The sequence below is a fragment of the Coprococcus intestinalis genome, assembly GCF_023656595.1.
Classification (GTDB): domain Bacteria; phylum Bacillota; class Clostridia; order Lachnospirales; family Lachnospiraceae; genus Coprococcus_A; species Coprococcus_A intestinihominis.
Window position 1 is genome coordinate 1 of record NZ_JAMOKJ010000024.1, and the last position, 19,540, is coordinate 19,540.

The window sequence follows — 19,540 nt, forward strand, 5'->3', positions numbered from 1 at the left end:
TAACTGGGGAAAAATGAATCGCGGGGCACGCGAGGATAGCTTGTAGATACTTGGCTCAGTAGAGCCATTGAGCAAGAAGCCCCCACTTCAAAATCTGTGATTTAAGTGGTGGGAGCATGTCACGTATGATATAAGTATATGAATAGGTGTTGATTTTTGAGATGTTTTTGTAAAGTGATGGGAGATGGATATTGATGGAGCTTTTGGATGTTGTGGATGAGAATGGTATTCCCACAGGGGAGACCGTTGAGCGGAGTATTGCCCATGCGAAGGGGATCCGGCACAGAACATCCCATGTCTGGCTTTTGAGAAGAAGGTCGGAAGGTGTGGAGGTACTTCTGCAAAAGCGCAGTGATAACAAGGATTCTTTTCCGGGATGCTATGATACGTCCAGCGCGGGGCATATTCCAGCGGGGGTTGATTTTGAAGATTCAGCACTGCGGGAACTCAGGGAAGAACTGGGACTTACGGCGGATTGTTCTGAATTAAATGATTGCGGATTGATACGGATCCAGTCGGAGTCTTTTTTTCATGGGGCACCTTTTAAGGATGATCAGGTGAGCAAAGTATTTTACATATGGAAAGATGTGGAGCCGGAAGCGATGAAACTGCAGGTTTCAGAAGTATCCGGGGTGATCTGGATGCCGTTGGATGAGTGCAGACGCCGTGTGCGGGACAATAGCATGCCGCATTGTATTCTTCCTGAAGAACTGGATATGCTGCCTTTTTAGACTGGTCAGACTGCAAGTCAGGGCTGAATAAACGAATGATGCAGATATTCAACACGAAAATGCTGGGGAAATTGTTGGAAAGCGGTTGAAAATTCACATAAGAGTCTTGACAAAATGGGTGGTTCATGGAATAATAAATGTCAGTAAGCAGAAGCAGGCAGGGATGTTTGACGGAAGCGACAGTGAGTAACAGAAAGAAGGAGCAGATATGATAGCATTAGGACATCAGCATTCATGGACAACAGATATGATGATGTGTAGCTGTGGCATCATGTGTGGTATGCATATGGTTGATGACACGGTTATTTTTGATGCGCAGTAATATCTGGTTCATAATTCTTATGGGACTCTGAGTGTATGAAGAGATAAGGATAAGATGATAGGCAGGTACATGCGTGTACCTGCTTTTTTGTGCAATGGGGATTGGCGTATGATCATCAGCTGCACAGAGGCATCAGGTGCCGGAGGGCACGATGTGATCGCATATATGCGGGAAAGGGGATTTTATGTCTGATATTGAAGTCCGACATCTTTCGAAGTCTTTTGACTTAAAGGGTGTGAAGGTAGAAGCACTGAAGGACATTAATCTGAGTATTAAGCCCGGTGATATTTATGGTATTATCGGTATGTCCGGAGCAGGTAAGAGTACATTGGTACGATGTCTGAATTTTCTTGAGAGACCGACAGAAGGTGAAGTTTTAGTCGGCGGCAAGGATCTGTCAACACTGACAGAGAAGGAGCTGAGAAAGCAGCGTCAGGAGATCGCAATGATTTTCCAGCATTTCAATCTGCTGATGCAGAAGAATGTGATAGACAATATTTGTTTTCCGTTATTATTGCGCGGCGAGAAGAAGGCAGATGCGCGCAGGCGGGCCATGGAACTTCTGAAACTGGTTGATCTGGAGGAAAAGGCAAATGCTTATCCGTCTCAGTTATCAGGCGGTCAGAAACAACGTGTGGCCATTGCAAGAGCCCTTGCATCCGATCCGAAGATACTTCTTTGTGATGAGGCCACAAGCGCACTGGATCCGCAGACCACAGCCTCAATTCTGGCACTTTTAAAGGATATCAATGAGAAGTTCGGCATTACGATCGTGATCATTACCCATCAGATGGCAGTTATCCGTGAGATCTGCAAGCATGTGGCGATTTTGAATCATGGCGTTCTGGTGGAAGAGGGGGAGGTTGAAGAGATTTTCAACCATCCGAAGTCAGAGGCAGCCCGTGAACTGATTCTTGGGGATATTTCAGAGAACCAGTGGAATGGCGAGACGCGTCAGAAGGAGAGAGTCCTTGAAGATAAGTGTCTGCGTATTGTCTTTACTGAGAATTCGGCTTTTGAGCCTGTGATCGCGAATATGATCCTGAAGTTTGGCGTGCCGGTGAATATTCTGAAGGCAGATACGAAGAATGTGGGCGGTATTGCCAAGGGCGAGATGATCCTTGGCCTTCCGGAAGGCCATGAGCTGCAGGAGCAGATTAAGGCATACATGGTTGAGAAAGGCCTTGAAATTGAGGAGGTGACGCAGTATGTTTAGTCAGGAAGTAATGGAGATGCTGATCAAGGGTATCGGTGAGACATTGTATATGACGCTTGGTGCAACTATTTTTGGTTACGTACTGGGGCTTCCGATGGGTATTATTATGGTGACAACTTCCAAGGATGGCATCAGACCGAATGCCGGCGTGTACAAAGTGCTGGATGTGATTGTCAATATTGGCCGAAGCATTCCGTTCTTGATTTTGCTGATTTTGCTGATGCCTTTGACAAAGGCCATTGTGGGCAAGAGCTATGGCTCTACAGCAACGATTGTACCCCTTGTTATTTCAGCAGCACCATTTATTGCACGAATGGTTGAATCATCACTGAATGAGGTGGATTCAGGTGTTATCGAGGCAGCAAAGTCCATGGGCGCATCAACGATGCAGATTATTACAAAGGTTATGCTTGTGGAAGCAAGAACTTCACTGATCGTTGGTGTGACGATCACACTGGGTACTGTTTTGGGCTACTCAGCGATGGCAGGTACCATCGGCGGCGGCGGTCTTGGTGATATTGCGATACGTTATGGCTATTACAGATACCAGGCAGATATCATGATCGTGACGGTTGTTTTACTGGTGGTATTAGTTCAGTTGTTCCAGACAATCGGCATGAAGCTGTCGGTTCGTTTGGACAAGAGAAAGTAGTATGTAATTATTCAGGGTCATTGTGCAAAGTACTTTGAAAGTGACGTTGAATTATTATAAATTTTTATTTATTTAAAATATGAATGGAGGAATTCAAAATGAAGAAGAGATTTTTAGCAGGCGTTCTCGCAGGCGTTCTTGCAGTTGGCGCATTAACAGCATGCGGTTCATCCAACACACAGAGCAGCACAGCAGCTCAGACAGAAGCAGGCACAGAAACAGCTGGTACAGAGGCAGCAGGTGAGACAACAGCAGCCAGCGGCGATCTGACACCAATCAAGGTTGCAGCAAGCGCAACACCACATGCAGAAATCCTTGAACAGGCAAAACCTCTCCTTGCAGAGCAGGGTTATGATCTTCAGGTAACAGTATTCAATGATTATGTACAGCCAAACGAAGTTGTAGAATCCGGTGATTTCGATGCCAACTACTTCCAGCATATTCCTTATCTGGAATCCTTTAATGAAGAAAAAGGTACACACCTTGTGAATGCAGGCGGTATCCATTATGAACCATTCGGCATCTACCCGGGTACAAAGAGCAGCCTTGATGATTTAGCAGAAGGTGATACGATCGCAGTTCCTAACGATACAACAAATGAAGCAAGAGCACTTCTGCTCCTTCAGGATAACGGTATCATCACTCTGAAAGACGGTGCAGGTCTTGAAGCAACTGTAAATGATATCGCTGAAAATCCAAAGAACATCAAGATCCAGGAACTTGAAGCAGCTCAGGTTGCCCGTGTAACAGGCGAGGTTGCTTATGTTGTATTAAATGGTAACTATGCACTTGAAGCTGGTTATTCTGTAGGCAAAGATGCCCTTGCTTACGAGAAATCCGATTCTGAAGCTGCTAAGACATATGTAAATGTTATCGCGGTTAAAGAAGGCAACGAAAACAATCCGGCCATCAAAGCACTTGTTGATACACTGAAATCAGACACGATCAAACAGTACATCAACGATACATATGATGGCGCTGTTATTCCTTTCGAGGACTAATATTCTGAAAGGATTGTCTGAGACAATCATAAGAATTAGATAATCATCAATACAACAAAAAACTTTCGGGGACAGCGTGCCTGTGCATGCGATCTCTTCGGAAGTTTTTTTGTGCAGATGACAACGCGCTGAAGTGCCAGACTATTCAGAAATGAATAGGTATGGAAACTGAGATTGCAATTGTGTCAGAATTAAAATTTTCAAAAATATCAGCAGAATCCCTATCACTGACTGCTTTAGTGTGGTATAGTATAAGATAGTGTGTGTTGCGCCTTTAAGACAATCTTCAATGACAGGAGATTGACAGGAGAGGTATTTGATGAATGTTGTTTTTGGACATACACGATTAAGAAGGAAGAATGGGAGGGTGGAACCATCACATGGTGGAGAAAATCGCTTTTACAAAAGAAGAAATCGAATCCAGAGTTAAGGTGCCTGCCATTGTTGAGGTGGAGTTAAAACATCTGATAGAGGAACGACTCAAGCAGAGCGGACTCTATTACAGAATTTTTTCGAGGATAAAGACATCGGAATCTCTGGCCAGAAAGTATCAGGTAAAGTCTTATAATGCGGATAAGAAAATTCAGGATCTGGTGGGGCTCCGTGTAGATGTTTACTTTGAAGATGATTTAAGAATATGCAGACAGATGATGGAGCGCATGTTTTCCCTTGTGGAATGGTCTGAGTCTGAGCAGAATGAAGTGGAATTCAAGCCGGTGAAGATCAATGGCGTTTTCCGTTTGCCGGATTATCTGAAACAGCAGATTTCGGATGAAACATGGGAGATGTGCATTGATGATACTTTCGAGATACAGTTGAAGACCGTATTTTTTGAGGGTTGGCATGAAATTGAACATGATATGAAATATAAAGGCGGCGAGCTCTGGAGCGGCAAGAACAGTTTTGCCAGATATTTTAACAGCATTCTTGCAACATTGGAGTTGTGCGATAAGTCGTTGGTGACTCTTTTTGAAAATCTGGGGCATGAGCTTTATAAGGAGCGCAATTGGGCCGGTATGATGAAGGCGCACTATCGCCTGAAGATGGAAGAACGCCCGATGTATCCGGAGCTTGAGGAACTTCTGAACAATGACCGTTCGGAGGAGAATCTTGGTAAGCGCCTGTTCAAAACAAGCCGTCAGGTACTCGTCGAAGAACTGCTGAAACAGCCGAGACGTGTGCCGATTAATGTGAATACCATTGCAGCCCTGGTCAATGAAGCGGTTATACATGATGAACGTCTGGAGAAACTTTTTCATGACAGAGATGTTTTTGATGACGGTAATGAGAATATCGGCGAGGAAATGACTTTCGGTAAGCTCAGACCTCTGAGAAAAGTGACGGTATTCAAGGCACTTGTGAATCTCAGTACGTATAAATATTCCAAGCATGATGCCTGTATAGAGGCTGCCCGGTTGGCCTATTCATGGATTTATGACAAGTATGGTCATTTGGACGGTGATCTGCCGACGGAGCCTATGACTTTTGAGAAGAACCTTCTGGGCTATCGGCTGGTGATTGTGTATGAACCGGAGCATGATTACTGGAAAATGAACTGTATGCATATTGATATGGAAGCACCCGGACAGGTGTGGGTGACGGAAGCAGAGTGCTATCCGGAGGAGGATGGCCGTCAGATGCTGTCTGTCCGCAATTCCTATGCGGTGTCAGAGGAGCGCAGAGGCTATTTAAACCGTTATTTCAGCTGTCCGAAGTTTTACTCCAATATTGCGGATAAAGTTGGTCTTTTTGATGTGAGATATCTGTCAACATCCAGAAAGATTATCCGGGAATACCAGATTAAGAAGATTCATGATCTGATTCTCAGCCGCAGAAGAACCATGCCGGTCTGTCTTGTCGTGTCTTATGAACGAGACAATGGATGGCTCAATGAGGATTGGCTTGAGAATTTCAGGGTATATGATTTTACAAGGATGGCAGGGCGGTATACCCATATTTATACATGTAACATGGATATTGGCAATCAGCTTCTGGAATCATTGGATATTCCTCTGGAAGAACCGACTGTTTTTGTATTTAAATCAGCGGTTTCTGTTCGGAATGGGGATATTATCGGCCAGCGGACTGTATACAAAGAGGAGGATATTCTTAATTGCAGCTTTGGACGTCAGCAGATGAAGCAGGAAGGACGACGTTATGATATCGTCAAAGGCGGCCAGGCGTTCTACCATAAATTATTGCAGGAAATGCGTGCAGAGATGATGGACGCGTAGAGGAGGAATTGGTGAGTTATGATTCAGGATATCGCACCCCATCACTATCATAATGAATATCATCATTTTGAAATCCAGAAGGGAGATTGTGTGCTGTTTTACAGAAAGCGTGAAGTCCTTCTGGCATATGATGATGAGCAGATTGTTTATCCGAAATACGAGGAAATAAGCAAGAAAGAAGCAAGACAATATAGCTATCTGTTTCGGATTGATGATTGTCGTTATTTCCTTTGCAGCGAAATAGACGAGACATTACTGGATCTGTATCATTTTGAAAGTATTCAGAAGATGCGAAAAGCACAGCCGAAATATCAGGCCTTTGCAGGCGTTACAGGTCTTCAGCTGGCAGAATGGTACAGAAGCCGGAGATTTTGCGGATGCTGTGGCGCTGTAATGGTTCACTCGACAGAAGAGCGGATGATGCAGTGCCCGGAATGTGGCCTTATGGAGTATCCCAAGATTTCACCGGCTGTCATCATTGGTTTAATTCATGAGAATAAGATTTTGATGTCGAAATATGCCGGTCGGGCTTATAAGAATTATGCACTTCTGGCAGGATTTTCTGAGATTGGAGAGTCGGTGGAAGAAACCGTTCACCGTGAAGTCATGGAAGAAGTAGGACTTAAAGTTGGTAAGCTGCATTATTATAAGAGTCAGCCCTGGTCCTTTACTGACACGTTGCTGATGGGTTTTTATGCAGAACTGGAAGGCGGAGAGGACATTACATTGGATCAGACAGAACTGTCCATGGCGGAATGGTTTGAGCGGGAAGAAATACCGGTGACGTATGAGGACTGCAGCCTGACCAATGAGATGATCATGGCTTTCAAAGAAGGCAGAAGTCACTTTAATTAATGAAGCGTGCGGTTTGCATGCTAAGAAAAGGATATCAAGAAGAGCTGTTTAACACAGGCACACTTTCGTTGACAGCAATTCGCAGCGGTACATAAGGCAGTAAAAAACACTGCCTAAGGACCGGCGATTGCTGAAACGCCCGTGTTAAACAGCTCTTTTTGATATCCTTTATCTTTGGGTATTAGATCGCACGCTATTATTAAATGAATACTTGAACGTCAATTGTGAAAACATTATATGTAGGAATGACCTTTGCTTTCTTGCGGATCAAAATAAAAGGAGCGAATCAAAAAACATCAAAAAGAGTTTCTAAATAAGTCATTCCATGCAGGTGCTTCAACGCCGGCCAGTACTAAGGCAGCGTTCTTTGCTGCCTTATGTACTGCTGCCAGGTGTTGGCAGTGCGAACGTGCCTGCATGGAATGACTTATTTAGAAACTCTTTGATAGATTAGGATTCGCTCCCGACTATTTAATGTTTTTCGTTGAACGACGGGCATTCTGACTGATGTTCGTATTGGATTTTTTGCCGGAATGCTGTGTCTTTTTGACAGACTTGCCGTTCTTCTTGTTTTCTTCGGCTTTCTTCTCGCGGCGCTTTTTGAAATCGAGGTAAACACAGTAGAGAACGATAGTAGCACCCAGAATAGATGTATAGAATTGGCTGGTTCCCTGCAAATGACCAAAATAAACCATGACGAGAGCAGCAATGGCGATCACTATGTAAGCAATAAATAACATGTCAGACACCCCTTTAAAAAGTAAAATTATAGTAACTGTTCAGAGCCAACCTCCAAAATGCTACGCATTTCGTCGGTGTGGCGTATCCGCCAAATAAAATTTCAAAAACAGTTTTAAAAATGCAAGCATTTTATACCTGTTTTTTGAAATTTTGCTTGGCTCTGAACAGTTACAAATTATAAAAAGAAACTGCTGCAAAATTGAGTATCTTTTTTCAATTTTGCAGCAGCTATTTACGTTTGAATCAATCGAATGAATCAACTATGAAATCTTGTGAAACATTAAGCTCCAAGTACAGTTGCACCGCCAAGGCTGATAACGATCAGAGATACAACGATAACGATGACACAGTAAACGATACATGGTAAGAAGTTTGTGCGGATAATCTTACCTTCGTTGCCGTTTGTACCTGTTGTGGCACAAGCGGATACAACGTTGTTAACACATACCATATTACCAATGGCACCACCATTGTTCTGAAGAGCAACGATGATAACCTGTGGAAGACCAACAAGTGTTGCTGTCTCAAACTGAAGGCTTGAGAACAGTGTATTTGATACTGTGTTGGAACCTGACATGAAGGAACCGAGAACACCGATCAGAGGAGCGATAACAATGTAAGCGCCTCTGAAGATAGAACCAAGACCATCAGCCATCATAGTAAGCATTGAGCCAAGTCCGGCTGTTCTGCCATCGATCATGTAAGAAACCTGAATACCGTCATTTGCAGAGTTACGGAAGATGTAAACCATCGCAACACCGAAGAGAAGGGCAATAGCAGCACCTTTTACCTGGGTGAAGGAGTTCTTCCATGCTTCCTTAACAGTGTCACCATTCATACCGTGGAGCGGAATGGTAATCAGACCAACGATAATGAAGATGATACCTGGGTTCCAGAGAACAGCCCAGCTCCATGATGCACCGCCAAATAACGGAAGTGTTACCTTAAAGGCCTTCATAGCGCCTGCCCAGCTGTCTGGCTGTAATGTGGACCATACACGAGTGATAACAAGTGCAAGACCGATTAACAGGTAAGGAATCCATGCTTTAACAAGAGACATATTGGACTGTTTTGGTTCAGGAACTTCTGTTGTGTTGAGCCATGAGTGATCCCATGTTTCTTTTTCGCCGAATGTCCAGATGTTCTTTGGCATCAGGAAGCCCTTCTTGGATGTGAAGAGGACTACGAACAGAGTGATAACAGCTGCTACAAGAGATACAAGCTCAGGACCGATGAATTTAGCAATTAAGAGGTAAATAACATCGAAAACTACGCAAACAAAAATGATAAATGGTAAAATTTCAAATGCCTTGGCAACTTTCTTGTGTTCAGCATCTTTACCGAACATTGTTACAAGAAGGATGATACCGATTGTAACGATGAAGAAAGCACCAACTGCCATGTTGACTGCTGAGAAGAATGTCAGGTTAGCTTTGAAGGAATCAACGTTGCCACCCAGGGATGTAACGGATTCACCAAGTGTAGCCATGGCTGAGTTTGTAGGTGTACCTACAGCACCGTAACATACAGGAACGGAGTTGTAAATCAGTGCAACAACTGCGGCTGCAAGAGGTGGGAAACCGACACTGATCAGCAGTGGAGCAGCAAGGGCAGCAGGTGTACCGAAACCGGCAGCACCTTCGATGAATGCACCGAAAATGAAACCAATGATAACAGCCTGGATACGGGCATCAGGAGAGATACCTGTAAACATACCGTTGATGGCTGCCATAGCACCTGAACTTGAAAGAGTGTTCATAATCAGGATGGCACCAAAGATAATAACAAGTACGGCGAAAGCTTCAAGGAAACCGATGACTGTCTGTAATGCGACAGCACCAATGCTCATCTTCCATACAGCAACACCGATGATGGCGGCTAAAATCCACGCTAACGGCAGCGCTCTCTTAGCAGGCCAGTTAAATGCAACCATTAATACGACTGTAACAATGATTGGAATGAAAGCAAGTATTGCATACATAACGTATACCTCCTTAAGATTTTTTATTTGCAATATCATTGAATCATCAGAGCTGCTGTCAGGATAATCGGCTATGCCTGACAGCAACTTGTTTGTATCACTTTGCCGGGTTCAACAAATCGGGATGTTTATTCAATGATAAACAAATCATATTTAATTTTTATTAATTCGATCAGTCTTTGACAACAACAGAAACACCATTAGGGATACATGTAAGCGTAGCGTCCGGTCCTTTAAGTTCACGGGCTCTTGCATAAGCTTCATCAAGTGTTTCGAAATATTCTACCTTCAGGTCTCTGATCAGCTGTTCCTGAGCTTTATCTGCAACAAAGAGAACTTTGTACTTGCGGACGATACGACACCAGATCTGTGCACACCACTGGTCTGGAAGTGTCTCAACCTGAGGTGTATGTAAGCACTGCTGGAAGAATGCGTCAGCAGATTCTGCATCAGCGATAGAATGGTAGTAGGATTCACCGCCATGACCATCCTGACATGTAGCTAACATAATGATAACACCGCCGTCATTAACTGTAGCTTCAGCTGCACTCATGCCCTTTGGACACTGATAAGCGTTCTGATCCAGAGGATAACCGCCATTTGTTGTAATAACGATATCAGCCGGAGCAGGCTTAACTGCACAGTAGCCGGACAGGAAATCAACACCTTTTCTGTGAGCTGTCTTGAAGTTGCCTGCGAAAGCAGCAACTGTCTTCTTGTCTTCATCAATAACAACGTTGCAGATAAATGCCAGTTTGGCCATCTCTGCAGCTGCAACCATATCTTCATGGATTGGGTTCTTGTCAAGGATACCTGTACGAGCATATGGGCTGGCGATAAATTCACCGCAATGGTTACCCATAACAGTAACAGCATCACAGATACCAGGAAGGACACTCTTACGACCGCCGGAGAAACCAGCGAAGAAATGTGCTTCAATGAAACCTTCAGCTACAAGAAGAGAAGCGTTGTAAGCAACTTTATCAATGATACAGTCAGGACCGGAAGGAAGATTACCTACCTTAATATTCTTCGATGGGTCATGTGCATCATGAACAACGATGTTGTCTTTGAATTCTTCATAAAGTGCATCGCCGAGCTTGCCTTTTAATTCTTCAACTGTTGTTGGACGATGGAAACCTGTTGCAACAAGTAATGTAATCTTGATATCAGGGTTGCCGCATCTCAGTTCTCTGATCATATGAGGCAGGATATCCTGGCTCGGAACCGGACGTGTGTGGTCGCTGATAATGATGGTACAGTCTGGCTTGCCCTTTGCAAGTTCATACAGATGTGGGCTGTCAATAGGATGATCCATGGCTTCTTTCACGATTTCATAGCCATCTTTGTCACTCTTGAGCGCATCAACGTTGGATGTTAAGACTGGTGTGTCATCAGGCACTTCCAAATCAAACGTTGTTCTGCCATAAAGGAAATTAACTGTCTTCATACGTTCCACCTCGTTATTAAATTTTGATTAGTGTATCCGATTCAATTCTGCGTATATGGGATGGCAAAATTGATAGGATGTGACTTCAACTTCTTTTTTATTTTAGCATACTCTCCATATATAGGCAAGAAAATTATGCAAATTTTCTAAAAAGTATTATGAAAGAATAAAGTTTGTTGTTAAATATGTGACGCATAAAACGCAAAAAAATGATTTGTAGGCAATGTACTATCCATAAATAATTGAATCAAGATCTTTAAATAGACATTTTTAGTGAATTTATACAAAATTCGGCTGTAGTATTGTATACAACATATCGTTAAGAACGTAACATGCAAAATTTTGCCGCCATTGCGACCGTCACGCATAAATGATATAATGATAAAAAAGAAGTATTTTGCAAATACCGTGGAACAGAAAGGATTTTTTTATGAATATAACAGTAATCGGCTGCGGTCGATGGGGATCTTTTATTGCCTGGTATCTGGACAGAACAGGACATACAGTCACTTTATATGGAAGAAAGAGCTCCTCCCATATACAGCAGTTTATAGAAACAAGAAGCAATGGCCTGCTGACGCTGCCAGAATCCATTCAGCTGACAACAGATTTGGATGCAGTTGACAAGGCAGATGTGATCGTCATTTCGATTGCGGCTCAGAGCCTTGACAGCCTGATGACACAGCTGCAGATGATGAAGCTTCAGAATAAGATCTTTGTCCTTTGTATGAAAGGCATAGAGATTGGTACAGGACGGAGACTGTCGCAGATTGCTTCAGCGCATCTGGATGTTTCAAACAAAGTGGCTGTATGGATTGGACCTGGGCATGTTCAGGAGTTTTATAACGGTATTCCGAACTGCATGGTGATCGACAGCGAGGACGAACAGGTCAAGAAACAGCTTTTGGAGGCTTTTTCCAGTGATCTGATCCGGTTTTATTATGGACAGGACATGATTGGCAATGAGATTGGTGCTGCTGCCAAGAATGTGATCGGCATTGCCGCAGGGATGCTGGACGGCTTCGGCCTGACAACGCTGAAAGGTGCATTAATGTCCCGGGGAACAAGAGAGATTGCCAGACTTATTGCAGCAATGGGGGGCAATGAACTGTCCGCTTATGGACTGTGCCACCTGGGTGACTATGAAGCTACGGTGTTTTCAAAGTTCAGTCATAATCGTCAGTTTGGCGAGTCTTTTATTAAGGGTGAAGATTATGGACAGCTGGCAGAGGGATATTATACGGTGAAGGCCCTTGTAGAGCTTTCGGAGAGATATCAGGTGGAGCTGCCGATTTCAAAAGCTGTTTATGGTATTTTATATGAGCATGCAGACCCGCGTATGACACTTCATCAGCTTTTTACGCGCAGCTTGAAGAATGAATTTTGATGGGCCCCTTTACAAAAAGCCCTGCATGATTATAATGATTAGAAAAATATAGAGGTGTTAGTGTGATTCATACAATCAGAGAATTAATAGAGAATAAAAGCGTACTGATCCTGGGATATGGCCGTGAGGGTCGTTCAAGTTGGCAGCGTATCAAAGAGGCCGGCAGCTACAGTCGGATTGCCATTGCTGATATGAACCATGTTCAGCTGGAGGAAGGCCATCCGGCAGAATTGATCTGCGGACCGGATTATCAGAAGTGCCTGGATGATTTTGATGTGGTGTTTAAAAGCCCGGGTATTGTGCTTGAGCGGGATATTCATGATTACCGTTGTGAGATTGTTTCGCAGACAGAATTGTTTTTCAGACGTTTTGGCCGACAGTGCATTGGCATTACAGGAACAAAGGGAAAGAGTACGACCACAACGATGATCTACCATATATTAAAGGAAACCGGACATGACTGTGTGCTGGTGGGCAACATTGGTATACCGATGTTTGATATGCTGGATCAGATCAATGAACAGACACTGATCGTGTGTGAGCTTTCCTGTCATCAGCTGGAATATGTCACCTGTGCGCCACATGTAGGATTGCTCCTGAATATCCATGAGGAACATCTGGATCATTACGGTACGATGGAGAAATATGTGGCAGCCAAAGAGAATATTTACAGACCGCAGACGTCAGGAGATATTTTGATCTGCAATGTAGATAATCTTCCGGAAGAGGGTTCATACAAAGGCAGACTCATCAAAGTCTGCGATCGGGATGAAGAGGGCCGTGGGACAACTGCGGCGGATGTAACTATAAGCGGTTCAGTCATTAAAACCAAGAAGCATACTTATCAGATTCCAACGGCGCAGATCAGACTGATCGGTCATCATAATTATGTGGACATTGCCTTTGTTTATGCGGTCTGCGCAATGTATGACATCAGTGATGAGGACTTTTCAAAGGCTTTGATGACCTACCATCCGCTGCCGCACCGTCTGCAGTACATTGGTGAAGCATGCGGTATTCGCTTTTACGATGATTCCATTTCGACAATCTGTGATACAACGATCCAGGCGCTGAAGAGTCTGCCGGATACGGATGCGGTTCTGATCGGAGGTATGGACAGAGGCATTGATTACAGTGAACTGATTCAGTTTTTGTCAGTCTGTGATGTGCCGCATATCATTCTGATGGAAGCAACCGGCAGACGTATTTTTGAGGAAATCGGCAAATATTATCCGGCGTTTAATGGCACAGAACGAATCAAACTGGTTTACCATCTGGATGGAGCGGTTGCTTTAGCCAAGAAGATCTGTCGTCAGGGACATTGCTGTGTGATGTCACCGGCAGCGGCAAGCTATGGTATTTTTAAGAATTTTGAAGCCCGCGGCGAAGCATTTGCTGAACTTGTACGGGAGGGCGTGTAATGTACCGTTATATTCTTTTTGATCTGGATGGCACATTGACGGACCCGAAGGAGGGCATTACAAAATGCGTACAATATGCGCTGAAGTATTTTGGTATTGAGGCGGACACAGAGGATCTGGTGGATTTCATCGGTCCGCCGCTTCTGGAATCATTCCAGAAATATTATCAGTTGGATGATGCCCAGGGACATATGGCCCTTAAGAAGTATCGTGAGCGTTTTAAAGATATCGGCATTTTTGAAAATGGCGTTTATCCCGGCATTCATACACTGCTGTCAGACTTGAAGAAGCAGGGGCGAAGCATTGCCCTGGCAACTTCGAAGCCGGAGGTTTATGCTCGACGTATCCTTGATAAATACGAATTGATGCCGTATTTTGATGTGGTGGTGGGAAGCGAAATGGATGGGCGGCGAACGGATAAAGGCGAAGTTATTACGGAAGCGCTCAGACAGCTGCAGGTCGCTGATGGACAGAGGCAGGAAGTTCTGATGATCGGTGACAGACTGCATGATATGATCGGTGCAGGAAAGAATCATGTTGACAAATTGGGCGTATATTACGGATATGCACATGAAGGGGAACTGGAGGAAGCCGGAGCTGATTATACGGTTTGTACAGTTGAGGAATTGTATGATTTCTTTAAGGCACATTAGAAAAGTGTTCGGAGTATTTGGGACTGACTGAATATTTTCGGGAAAGGCAGGGGAAGGCCTTGGATAAAGTATATGAGAAGGCGTACGAGAAAGTCATTGATTATATTGAGAGCAATATTCTGGACGGCCATTTTGAAGTAGGAGATAAGCTTCCCTCTGAGCGGGAACTATCTCAGATGCTGTCTGTCAGCAGGAATTCCGTCAGGGAGGGAATTCGTATTCTTGAGGTCATCGGTGTGATTTCCAGTCAGCACGGCATCGGCAATTACATTGCAGATCATTTTGATAAGACTCTTGTTCAGGTGATGACCATGATGTATGCCCTTGAGAAGATGACATACAATGAGATCCGTGAATTCCGCTATGCGGTGGAGTTTCAGGCAGTTGTACTGGCAATGGACAATATTTCACATGAACAGATAGAAAAGCTGAAGGCGAATCTTGAGGTGCTGGAGAACAGTGCGGATGAGGAAGAACAGGTGCTGAGTGATAAGATGATCCATTATACGATTGTGGAGGCTTCGGGCAATCGTCTGGTCATGGCTAATTATCTGGCATTGGCCAAGATTATGGACAATTTTATCCGTGAGACAAGGTCCAAGATCATGACTAATGAACGCAAATCGATGACATTTCAGGGCATACACAGACATCTTGTGGAGGCCATCTGCAATCGTGATCTGGAGCTTGGCAAAAGAGCATTAGATGAACATTTTGTTTATATTTGTAAAAATATGGACACTTAAGTCCGGGAAACGTTGAATTCTGCAAGTCAACAAAGAGTCAACAAGAGGCCAAGCGAAACGGTAGACAAAAGAAGGAAAACATTATATAATATTTATATCAACTGGTAGTACCAGTTGGAGACGCGAATGCGTCATATCTCCTTAATTGATTGAATCAAGTTGTATCTTGCCGGGTTCAACGAAACGCAACGGAATAAGGATGTTTTTCTTTTTGAAAAAGAGCCATTGCAAAATAAAGTGGTGTATTTTGTAATAGCTCTTTTTTTCTGCTCTTTTTTCCATACTTTTAAAAAGTTTGCCTACTGCAGGTCAATTATGCTATAATGAAATGGATTATGCTATTTGCGTAGCAGTCTGAATGTAAGGGCGGTGAATATGGCAGTTTATATAGATGTGATTGTGGATATATCCGTGAACAGTCTGGATCGTATTTTTCAATACAGGGTACCGGAGGAACTGTTGGATGCGGTGACGGTGGGCTGTCAGGTCAATGTGCCTTTCGGAAGCGGTAATCGGAGACGGCAGGCCTATGTCATTGGCGTGGATACCGTGTTGGCTTATGATGCGTCGAAGATCAAGGATATTTTGGGAGTGACGAAAGCACCGGCGGCAACAGGACAGCTGATTGCGCTGGCAGACTGGATGCACGAACGATATGGCTGTACGATGGCACAGGCGCTGAAGACGGTTCTGCCTGTCAAGAAGTCAGTGAAGGAAGTGAAAAGGACAGCCTACTTCCTTGCAGACAGGGAGGGCGCGCAGCAGCTCCTTGAGAAAAGCAGGAAGAGTAGGCGTGAGAAGGCCAGGGTCAGGCTTCTGGAGGCGATGCTGAAGGAAGGATGTATGTCGAAGGAAACCGTGACCGGGGTACTGCAGATTTCAGCATCAACGATGAAATCAATCCTTCAAACCGGCGTTATCAGAGAGGAGACCTCGCAGGTGTACAGGAATCCTGTGAGACAGAGACTTGACGGCTGGCAGGAAGTGTGCCTGAATGATGAACAGATGAATGCTGTGGCATCCATCTGGCAGAATGCGGCCATTTGCCGTGAACACTGGAGCAGAGAGCAGGGAATGCATCTTTTATATGGTATTACAGGCAGCGGTAAGACAGAGGTTTATATGGCCCTGATGGAGAAAGTTCTGAATGAGGGTAGGCAGATTATTGTACTGATTCCCGAGATTTCACTGACGCTGCAGACTGTTTCGAGATTTTATGCCCGATTCGGCAGTCAGATTGCCGTGATGAATTCCAGACTTTCAGCCGGAGAACGGTATGATCAGTATATGCGGGCCAAAAGGGGGGAAGCCTCTATCATGATTGGCCCGCGTTCAGCTCTGTTTACGCCTTTTGACAAATTAGGGCTTATTATTATTGATGAGGAGCATGAATCTGCGTATCAGAGTGAGATAGTGCCGAGATATCAGGCAGCGGAAGTGGCGGCCAGAAGGGCTGAGATGTCCGGTGCCCTGGTTGTTCTTGGATCGGCGACCCCTTCTGTGGCGGTCTATCAGAAGGCCCGGGAGGGAATGATCGGTCTGCACAGTCTGACCCAGCGGGCCAGGACGGGCAGCCGCCTTCCGGATGTGAAGGTGGTGGATTTGAGAGAGGAATTCCGGATGAAGAACAGAGGCATTCTCAGTCAGTCTCTGCATGAAGCCATGGATGCATGTTTAAAGCGCGGCGATCAGATGATGCTTTTTTTAAACCGACGAGGGTATGCAGGCTTTGTTTCGTGCAGAAGCTGCGGTTATGTGGTGAAATGCAGACATTGTGATGTGTCTATGACAGTGCATCATCATACCCTGTTGAAATGCCACTACTGCGGCAGTGAACAGTCAATGCCCAGAGTGTGCCCTTCCTGCGGTTCACCCTATATTGCCGGTTTCGGTGTCGGAACACAGAAGGTGGAGGAGTTTGTACAGAAGGAATTTCCGGAAGCCCGTATCCTTCGGATGGACAGGGATACTACATCAGGCAAGGATGACATGGGCAGGATCCTGCAGACTTTTTCGGAGGGCGGTGCGGATATTCTGATCGGGACCCAGATGATTGTCAAAGGACATGATTTTGCCAATGTGACACTGGTTGGTATTCTGGCTGCGGATCTGTCTCTGTTTGCAGGGGATTATCAGTCCTCGGAGCGAACATTTCAGCTACTGACCCAGGCGGCGGGGAGAGCCGGAAGAGGAGACAGGCCAGGAGAGGTTATTATCCAGACTTATCAGCCGGAGCATTATTGTATACAGACAGCGGCGGCGCAGGATTATGACAGTTTTTATAGCCAGGAAATCCGATTCAGGCAGATGCTGCATTATCCGCCGGACAGGCAGATGATGGTGATGCTTGCCGAAGGTGAGCATGATCAGCAGACAGGCCAGGCAGTTCAGAAGCTTCGTGAAATCGCCGGAGAGGCAGATTTTGAAGCGGTAGAGTTTATCGGCCCTTCCAGAGCCGGTATTGCAAAGGCGAAAGATCTGTACAGATACACAATGTACATGAAACATCAGGACATCAAAGAACTGATGCGGCTCAGGGATTTCCTGGAAGGATATCTGAAATGGTCACAGCAGTTCTCAAATATATATTTTACTTTTGATATACGTGAGTCATAGGCGGCGGTTTGTGACAGCACAAAGAATGACAAATGAAGCAGTTAAGAAGGAGTGTTAAAATGGCAATTAGAAAATTACGTTATGAAGGTGACCCTGTTCTTGGTAAGGTTTGCAAGGAAGTCAAGGAGATGACACCACATCTGAAAGAATTGGTGCAGGATATGCTTGAGACAATGTACGCAGCAGAAGGTGTCGGCCTGGCTGCACCTCAGGTAGGCGTTCTTCGCCGTATTGCAGTGATTGATGTGGGTGAAGGCCCATATGTTTTTGTGAATCCGAAGATTGTTGAGACAGCCGGTGAGCAGATTGGTGATGAAGGATGTCTGAGTGTCCCGGGCAAGAGCGGTACTGTTCGCAGACCGGAATATGTGAAGACAGTGGCCTTTGATGCGGATATGAATCCGATTGAGGTGGAGGGACATGGCCTTTTCGCAAGAGCGATGTGTCATGAATTTGATCATCTGGACGGTCATTTGTACCTTGAAAAGGTAGAGGGCCCGCTTAATGAAGTGAGCTATGCAGACGAAGACGAGAATTAGGAGGCAGAATGATGAAAGCGGTATTTATGGGAACACCTGATTTTGCAGTGCCGACACTGCAGAAGATGGTTGATATGGGAATTGAGATAACGGCAGTTGTGACCCAGCCGGATAAGGCAAAAGGCCGCGGCAAGAAAGTCATTTATTCACCGGTCAAGGAATGTGCTCTGGCCCATGATCTTCCGGTTTATCAGCCGGTTCGCATCAAGAAGGATCCTGAATTTATTCAGACACTGCGAGATATGGCACCGGATGTGATTGTTGTTGTTGCATTTGGACAGATCCTGCCAAAAGAAGTCCTGGATATTCCGAAACTGGGCTGTGTGAATGTCCATGCATCCCTGCTTCCGAAGTTCCGCGGTGCGGCACCGATCCAGTGGGCGATCATTGACGGCGAGAAAGTGACAGGTGTGACAACCATGCTGATGGATGTTGGTCTGGATACAGGTGATATGCTGCTGAAGACAGAAGTATCTGTGGATGCCAAAGAAACCGGCGGCAGTCTGCATGATAAGCTGGCGGCAGCAGGCGGTGAACTGCTTGAGAGAACATTGATCGGCCTGGAAGCCGGAACAATCGTACCTGAGAAGCAGGATGACAGTCAGGCCGGTGAATACGCACGTATGCTTGACAAGGAATTGGGGCATATTGATTTTAATCAGCCGGCCGTTGTGATTGAACGACTGATCCGCGGTCTGAATCCTTGGCCGAGTGCTTATACGTATATTGACGGTAAGACATTAAAGATCTGGGAAGCAGAAGTGTTGGACAGAAACTATGGCTGTGAATACGGTGAAGTGGCGGAAGTGACCAGAAACAGTCTGATCATCCAGACCGGTATCGGTGCGCTCTCCGTGAAGAGTGTACAGCTGGAAGGAAAGAAACGTATGGATATTTCAGCTTTCCTGAATGGCTATACCATTGAAAAAGGCACCCGCATGGATTTTGAAAATGAAACAAATGAATAATAAGTCTGACAATAAAAATGAATAAGA

Annotated in this window: 17 protein-coding genes; 14 read left to right on the plus strand and 3 right to left on the minus strand. The window is 44.9% G+C overall.

The annotated features are described in order from the left end of the window. Nucleotides 1-194 precede the first annotated feature (194 nt). The 7 genes from NBH03_RS14255 (at nt 195) to nudC (ending at nt 7,011) form a co-directional block, all read left to right on the plus strand. Entirely contained in the window at nt 195-731 is a 537-nt protein-coding gene (locus NBH03_RS14255; protein WP_250799966.1) for an NUDIX hydrolase, read from the plus strand. 376 nt (nt 732-1,107) lie between these two features. Continuing rightward, nucleotides 1,108-1,245, plus strand: coding sequence for a hypothetical protein (locus NBH03_RS14260; RefSeq protein WP_227081592.1), 138 nt, complete (start codon nt 1,108-1,110; stop codon nt 1,243-1,245). Next, nucleotides 1,238-2,269 (plus strand): methionine ABC transporter ATP-binding protein, encoded by a 1,032-nt coding sequence (locus NBH03_RS14265; RefSeq protein WP_250799967.1) that lies wholly within the window; start codon nt 1,238-1,240, stop codon nt 2,267-2,269. Before NBH03_RS14260 ends, NBH03_RS14265 begins: the two co-directional genes overlap by 8 nt. Beyond that, nucleotides 2,262-2,921, plus strand: coding sequence for a methionine ABC transporter permease (locus tag NBH03_RS14270; protein ID WP_015514727.1), 660 nt, complete (start codon nt 2,262-2,264; stop codon nt 2,919-2,921). The genes NBH03_RS14265 and NBH03_RS14270 overlap by 8 nt, the downstream gene beginning before the upstream one ends. Nucleotides 2,922-3,019: 98 nt before the next feature. Then, complete coding sequence (locus tag NBH03_RS14275; protein ID WP_178439649.1) at nt 3,020-3,922, plus strand: MetQ/NlpA family ABC transporter substrate-binding protein; 903 nt, start codon at nt 3,020-3,022, stop codon at nt 3,920-3,922. Between the two features lie 359 nt (nt 3,923-4,281). After that, complete coding sequence (locus NBH03_RS14280) at nt 4,282-6,156, plus strand: RelA/SpoT-related domain-containing protein (RefSeq protein ID WP_215690635.1); 1,875 nt, start codon at nt 4,282-4,284, stop codon at nt 6,154-6,156. A gap of 18 nt (nt 6,157-6,174) precedes the next feature. Beyond that, nucleotides 6,175-7,011, plus strand: coding sequence for an NAD(+) diphosphatase (gene nudC, locus NBH03_RS14285; RefSeq protein ID WP_250799968.1), 837 nt, complete (start codon nt 6,175-6,177; stop codon nt 7,009-7,011). 467 nt (nt 7,012-7,478) lie between these two features. Here nudC and NBH03_RS14290 read toward each other — a convergent pair whose 3' ends face one another. The 3 genes from NBH03_RS14290 to larA form a co-directional block, all read right to left on the minus strand. Beyond that, nucleotides 7,479-7,751: a hypothetical protein gene (locus tag NBH03_RS14290; protein ID WP_015514723.1), complete on the minus strand. Its 273-nt coding sequence runs from the start codon at nt 7,749-7,751 to the stop codon at nt 7,479-7,481. Between the two features lie 281 nt (nt 7,752-8,032). Continuing rightward, nucleotides 8,033-9,733 carry an L-lactate permease gene (locus tag NBH03_RS14295; protein ID WP_215690638.1) on the minus strand — a complete coding sequence of 567 codons (1,701 nt, stop codon included), beginning with the start codon at nt 9,731-9,733 and terminating at the stop codon, nt 8,033-8,035. A 172-nt stretch (nt 9,734-9,905) separates the two neighbouring features. Beyond that, nucleotides 9,906-11,183, minus strand: coding sequence for a nickel-dependent lactate racemase (gene larA / locus NBH03_RS14300; protein ID WP_015514721.1), 1,278 nt, complete (start codon nt 11,181-11,183; stop codon nt 9,906-9,908). A gap of 430 nt (nt 11,184-11,613) precedes the next feature. Between larA and NBH03_RS14305 the strand changes: the two genes are divergently transcribed. From NBH03_RS14305 to fmt, 7 genes are all read left to right on the plus strand, one after another. Then, the gene (locus NBH03_RS14305; RefSeq protein ID WP_250799969.1) at nt 11,614-12,570 is read left to right on the plus strand and encodes an NAD(P)H-dependent glycerol-3-phosphate dehydrogenase; all 957 of its coding nucleotides are present in this window, start codon (nt 11,614-11,616) and stop codon (nt 12,568-12,570) included. Between the two features lie 62 nt (nt 12,571-12,632). Continuing rightward, nucleotides 12,633-13,991 carry a UDP-N-acetylmuramoyl-L-alanine--D-glutamate ligase gene (gene murD / locus NBH03_RS14310; RefSeq protein ID WP_227081596.1) on the plus strand — a complete coding sequence of 453 codons (1,359 nt, stop codon included), beginning with the start codon at nt 12,633-12,635 and terminating at the stop codon, nt 13,989-13,991. Then, nucleotides 13,991-14,644, plus strand: a complete 654-nt coding sequence (locus tag NBH03_RS14315) for an HAD hydrolase-like protein (protein ID WP_250799970.1) — start codon at nt 13,991-13,993, stop codon at nt 14,642-14,644. The genes murD and NBH03_RS14315 overlap by 1 nt, the downstream gene beginning before the upstream one ends. A gap of 59 nt (nt 14,645-14,703) precedes the next feature. Next, nucleotides 14,704-15,390 carry a FadR/GntR family transcriptional regulator gene (locus NBH03_RS14320; RefSeq protein ID WP_250799971.1) on the plus strand — a complete coding sequence of 229 codons (687 nt, stop codon included), beginning with the start codon at nt 14,704-14,706 and terminating at the stop codon, nt 15,388-15,390. A gap of 375 nt (nt 15,391-15,765) precedes the next feature. Then, entirely contained in the window at nt 15,766-18,006 is a 2,241-nt protein-coding gene (gene priA / locus NBH03_RS14325) for a replication restart helicase PriA (protein WP_250799972.1), read from the plus strand. 59 nt (nt 18,007-18,065) lie between these two features. After that, nucleotides 18,066-18,545: a peptide deformylase gene (def, locus tag NBH03_RS14330; RefSeq protein ID WP_117528142.1), complete on the plus strand. Its 480-nt coding sequence runs from the start codon at nt 18,066-18,068 to the stop codon at nt 18,543-18,545. A gap of 11 nt (nt 18,546-18,556) precedes the next feature. After that, complete coding sequence (gene fmt, locus NBH03_RS14335) at nt 18,557-19,513, plus strand: methionyl-tRNA formyltransferase (protein WP_250799981.1); 957 nt, start codon at nt 18,557-18,559, stop codon at nt 19,511-19,513. Nucleotides 19,514-19,540: the final 27 nt, after the last annotated feature.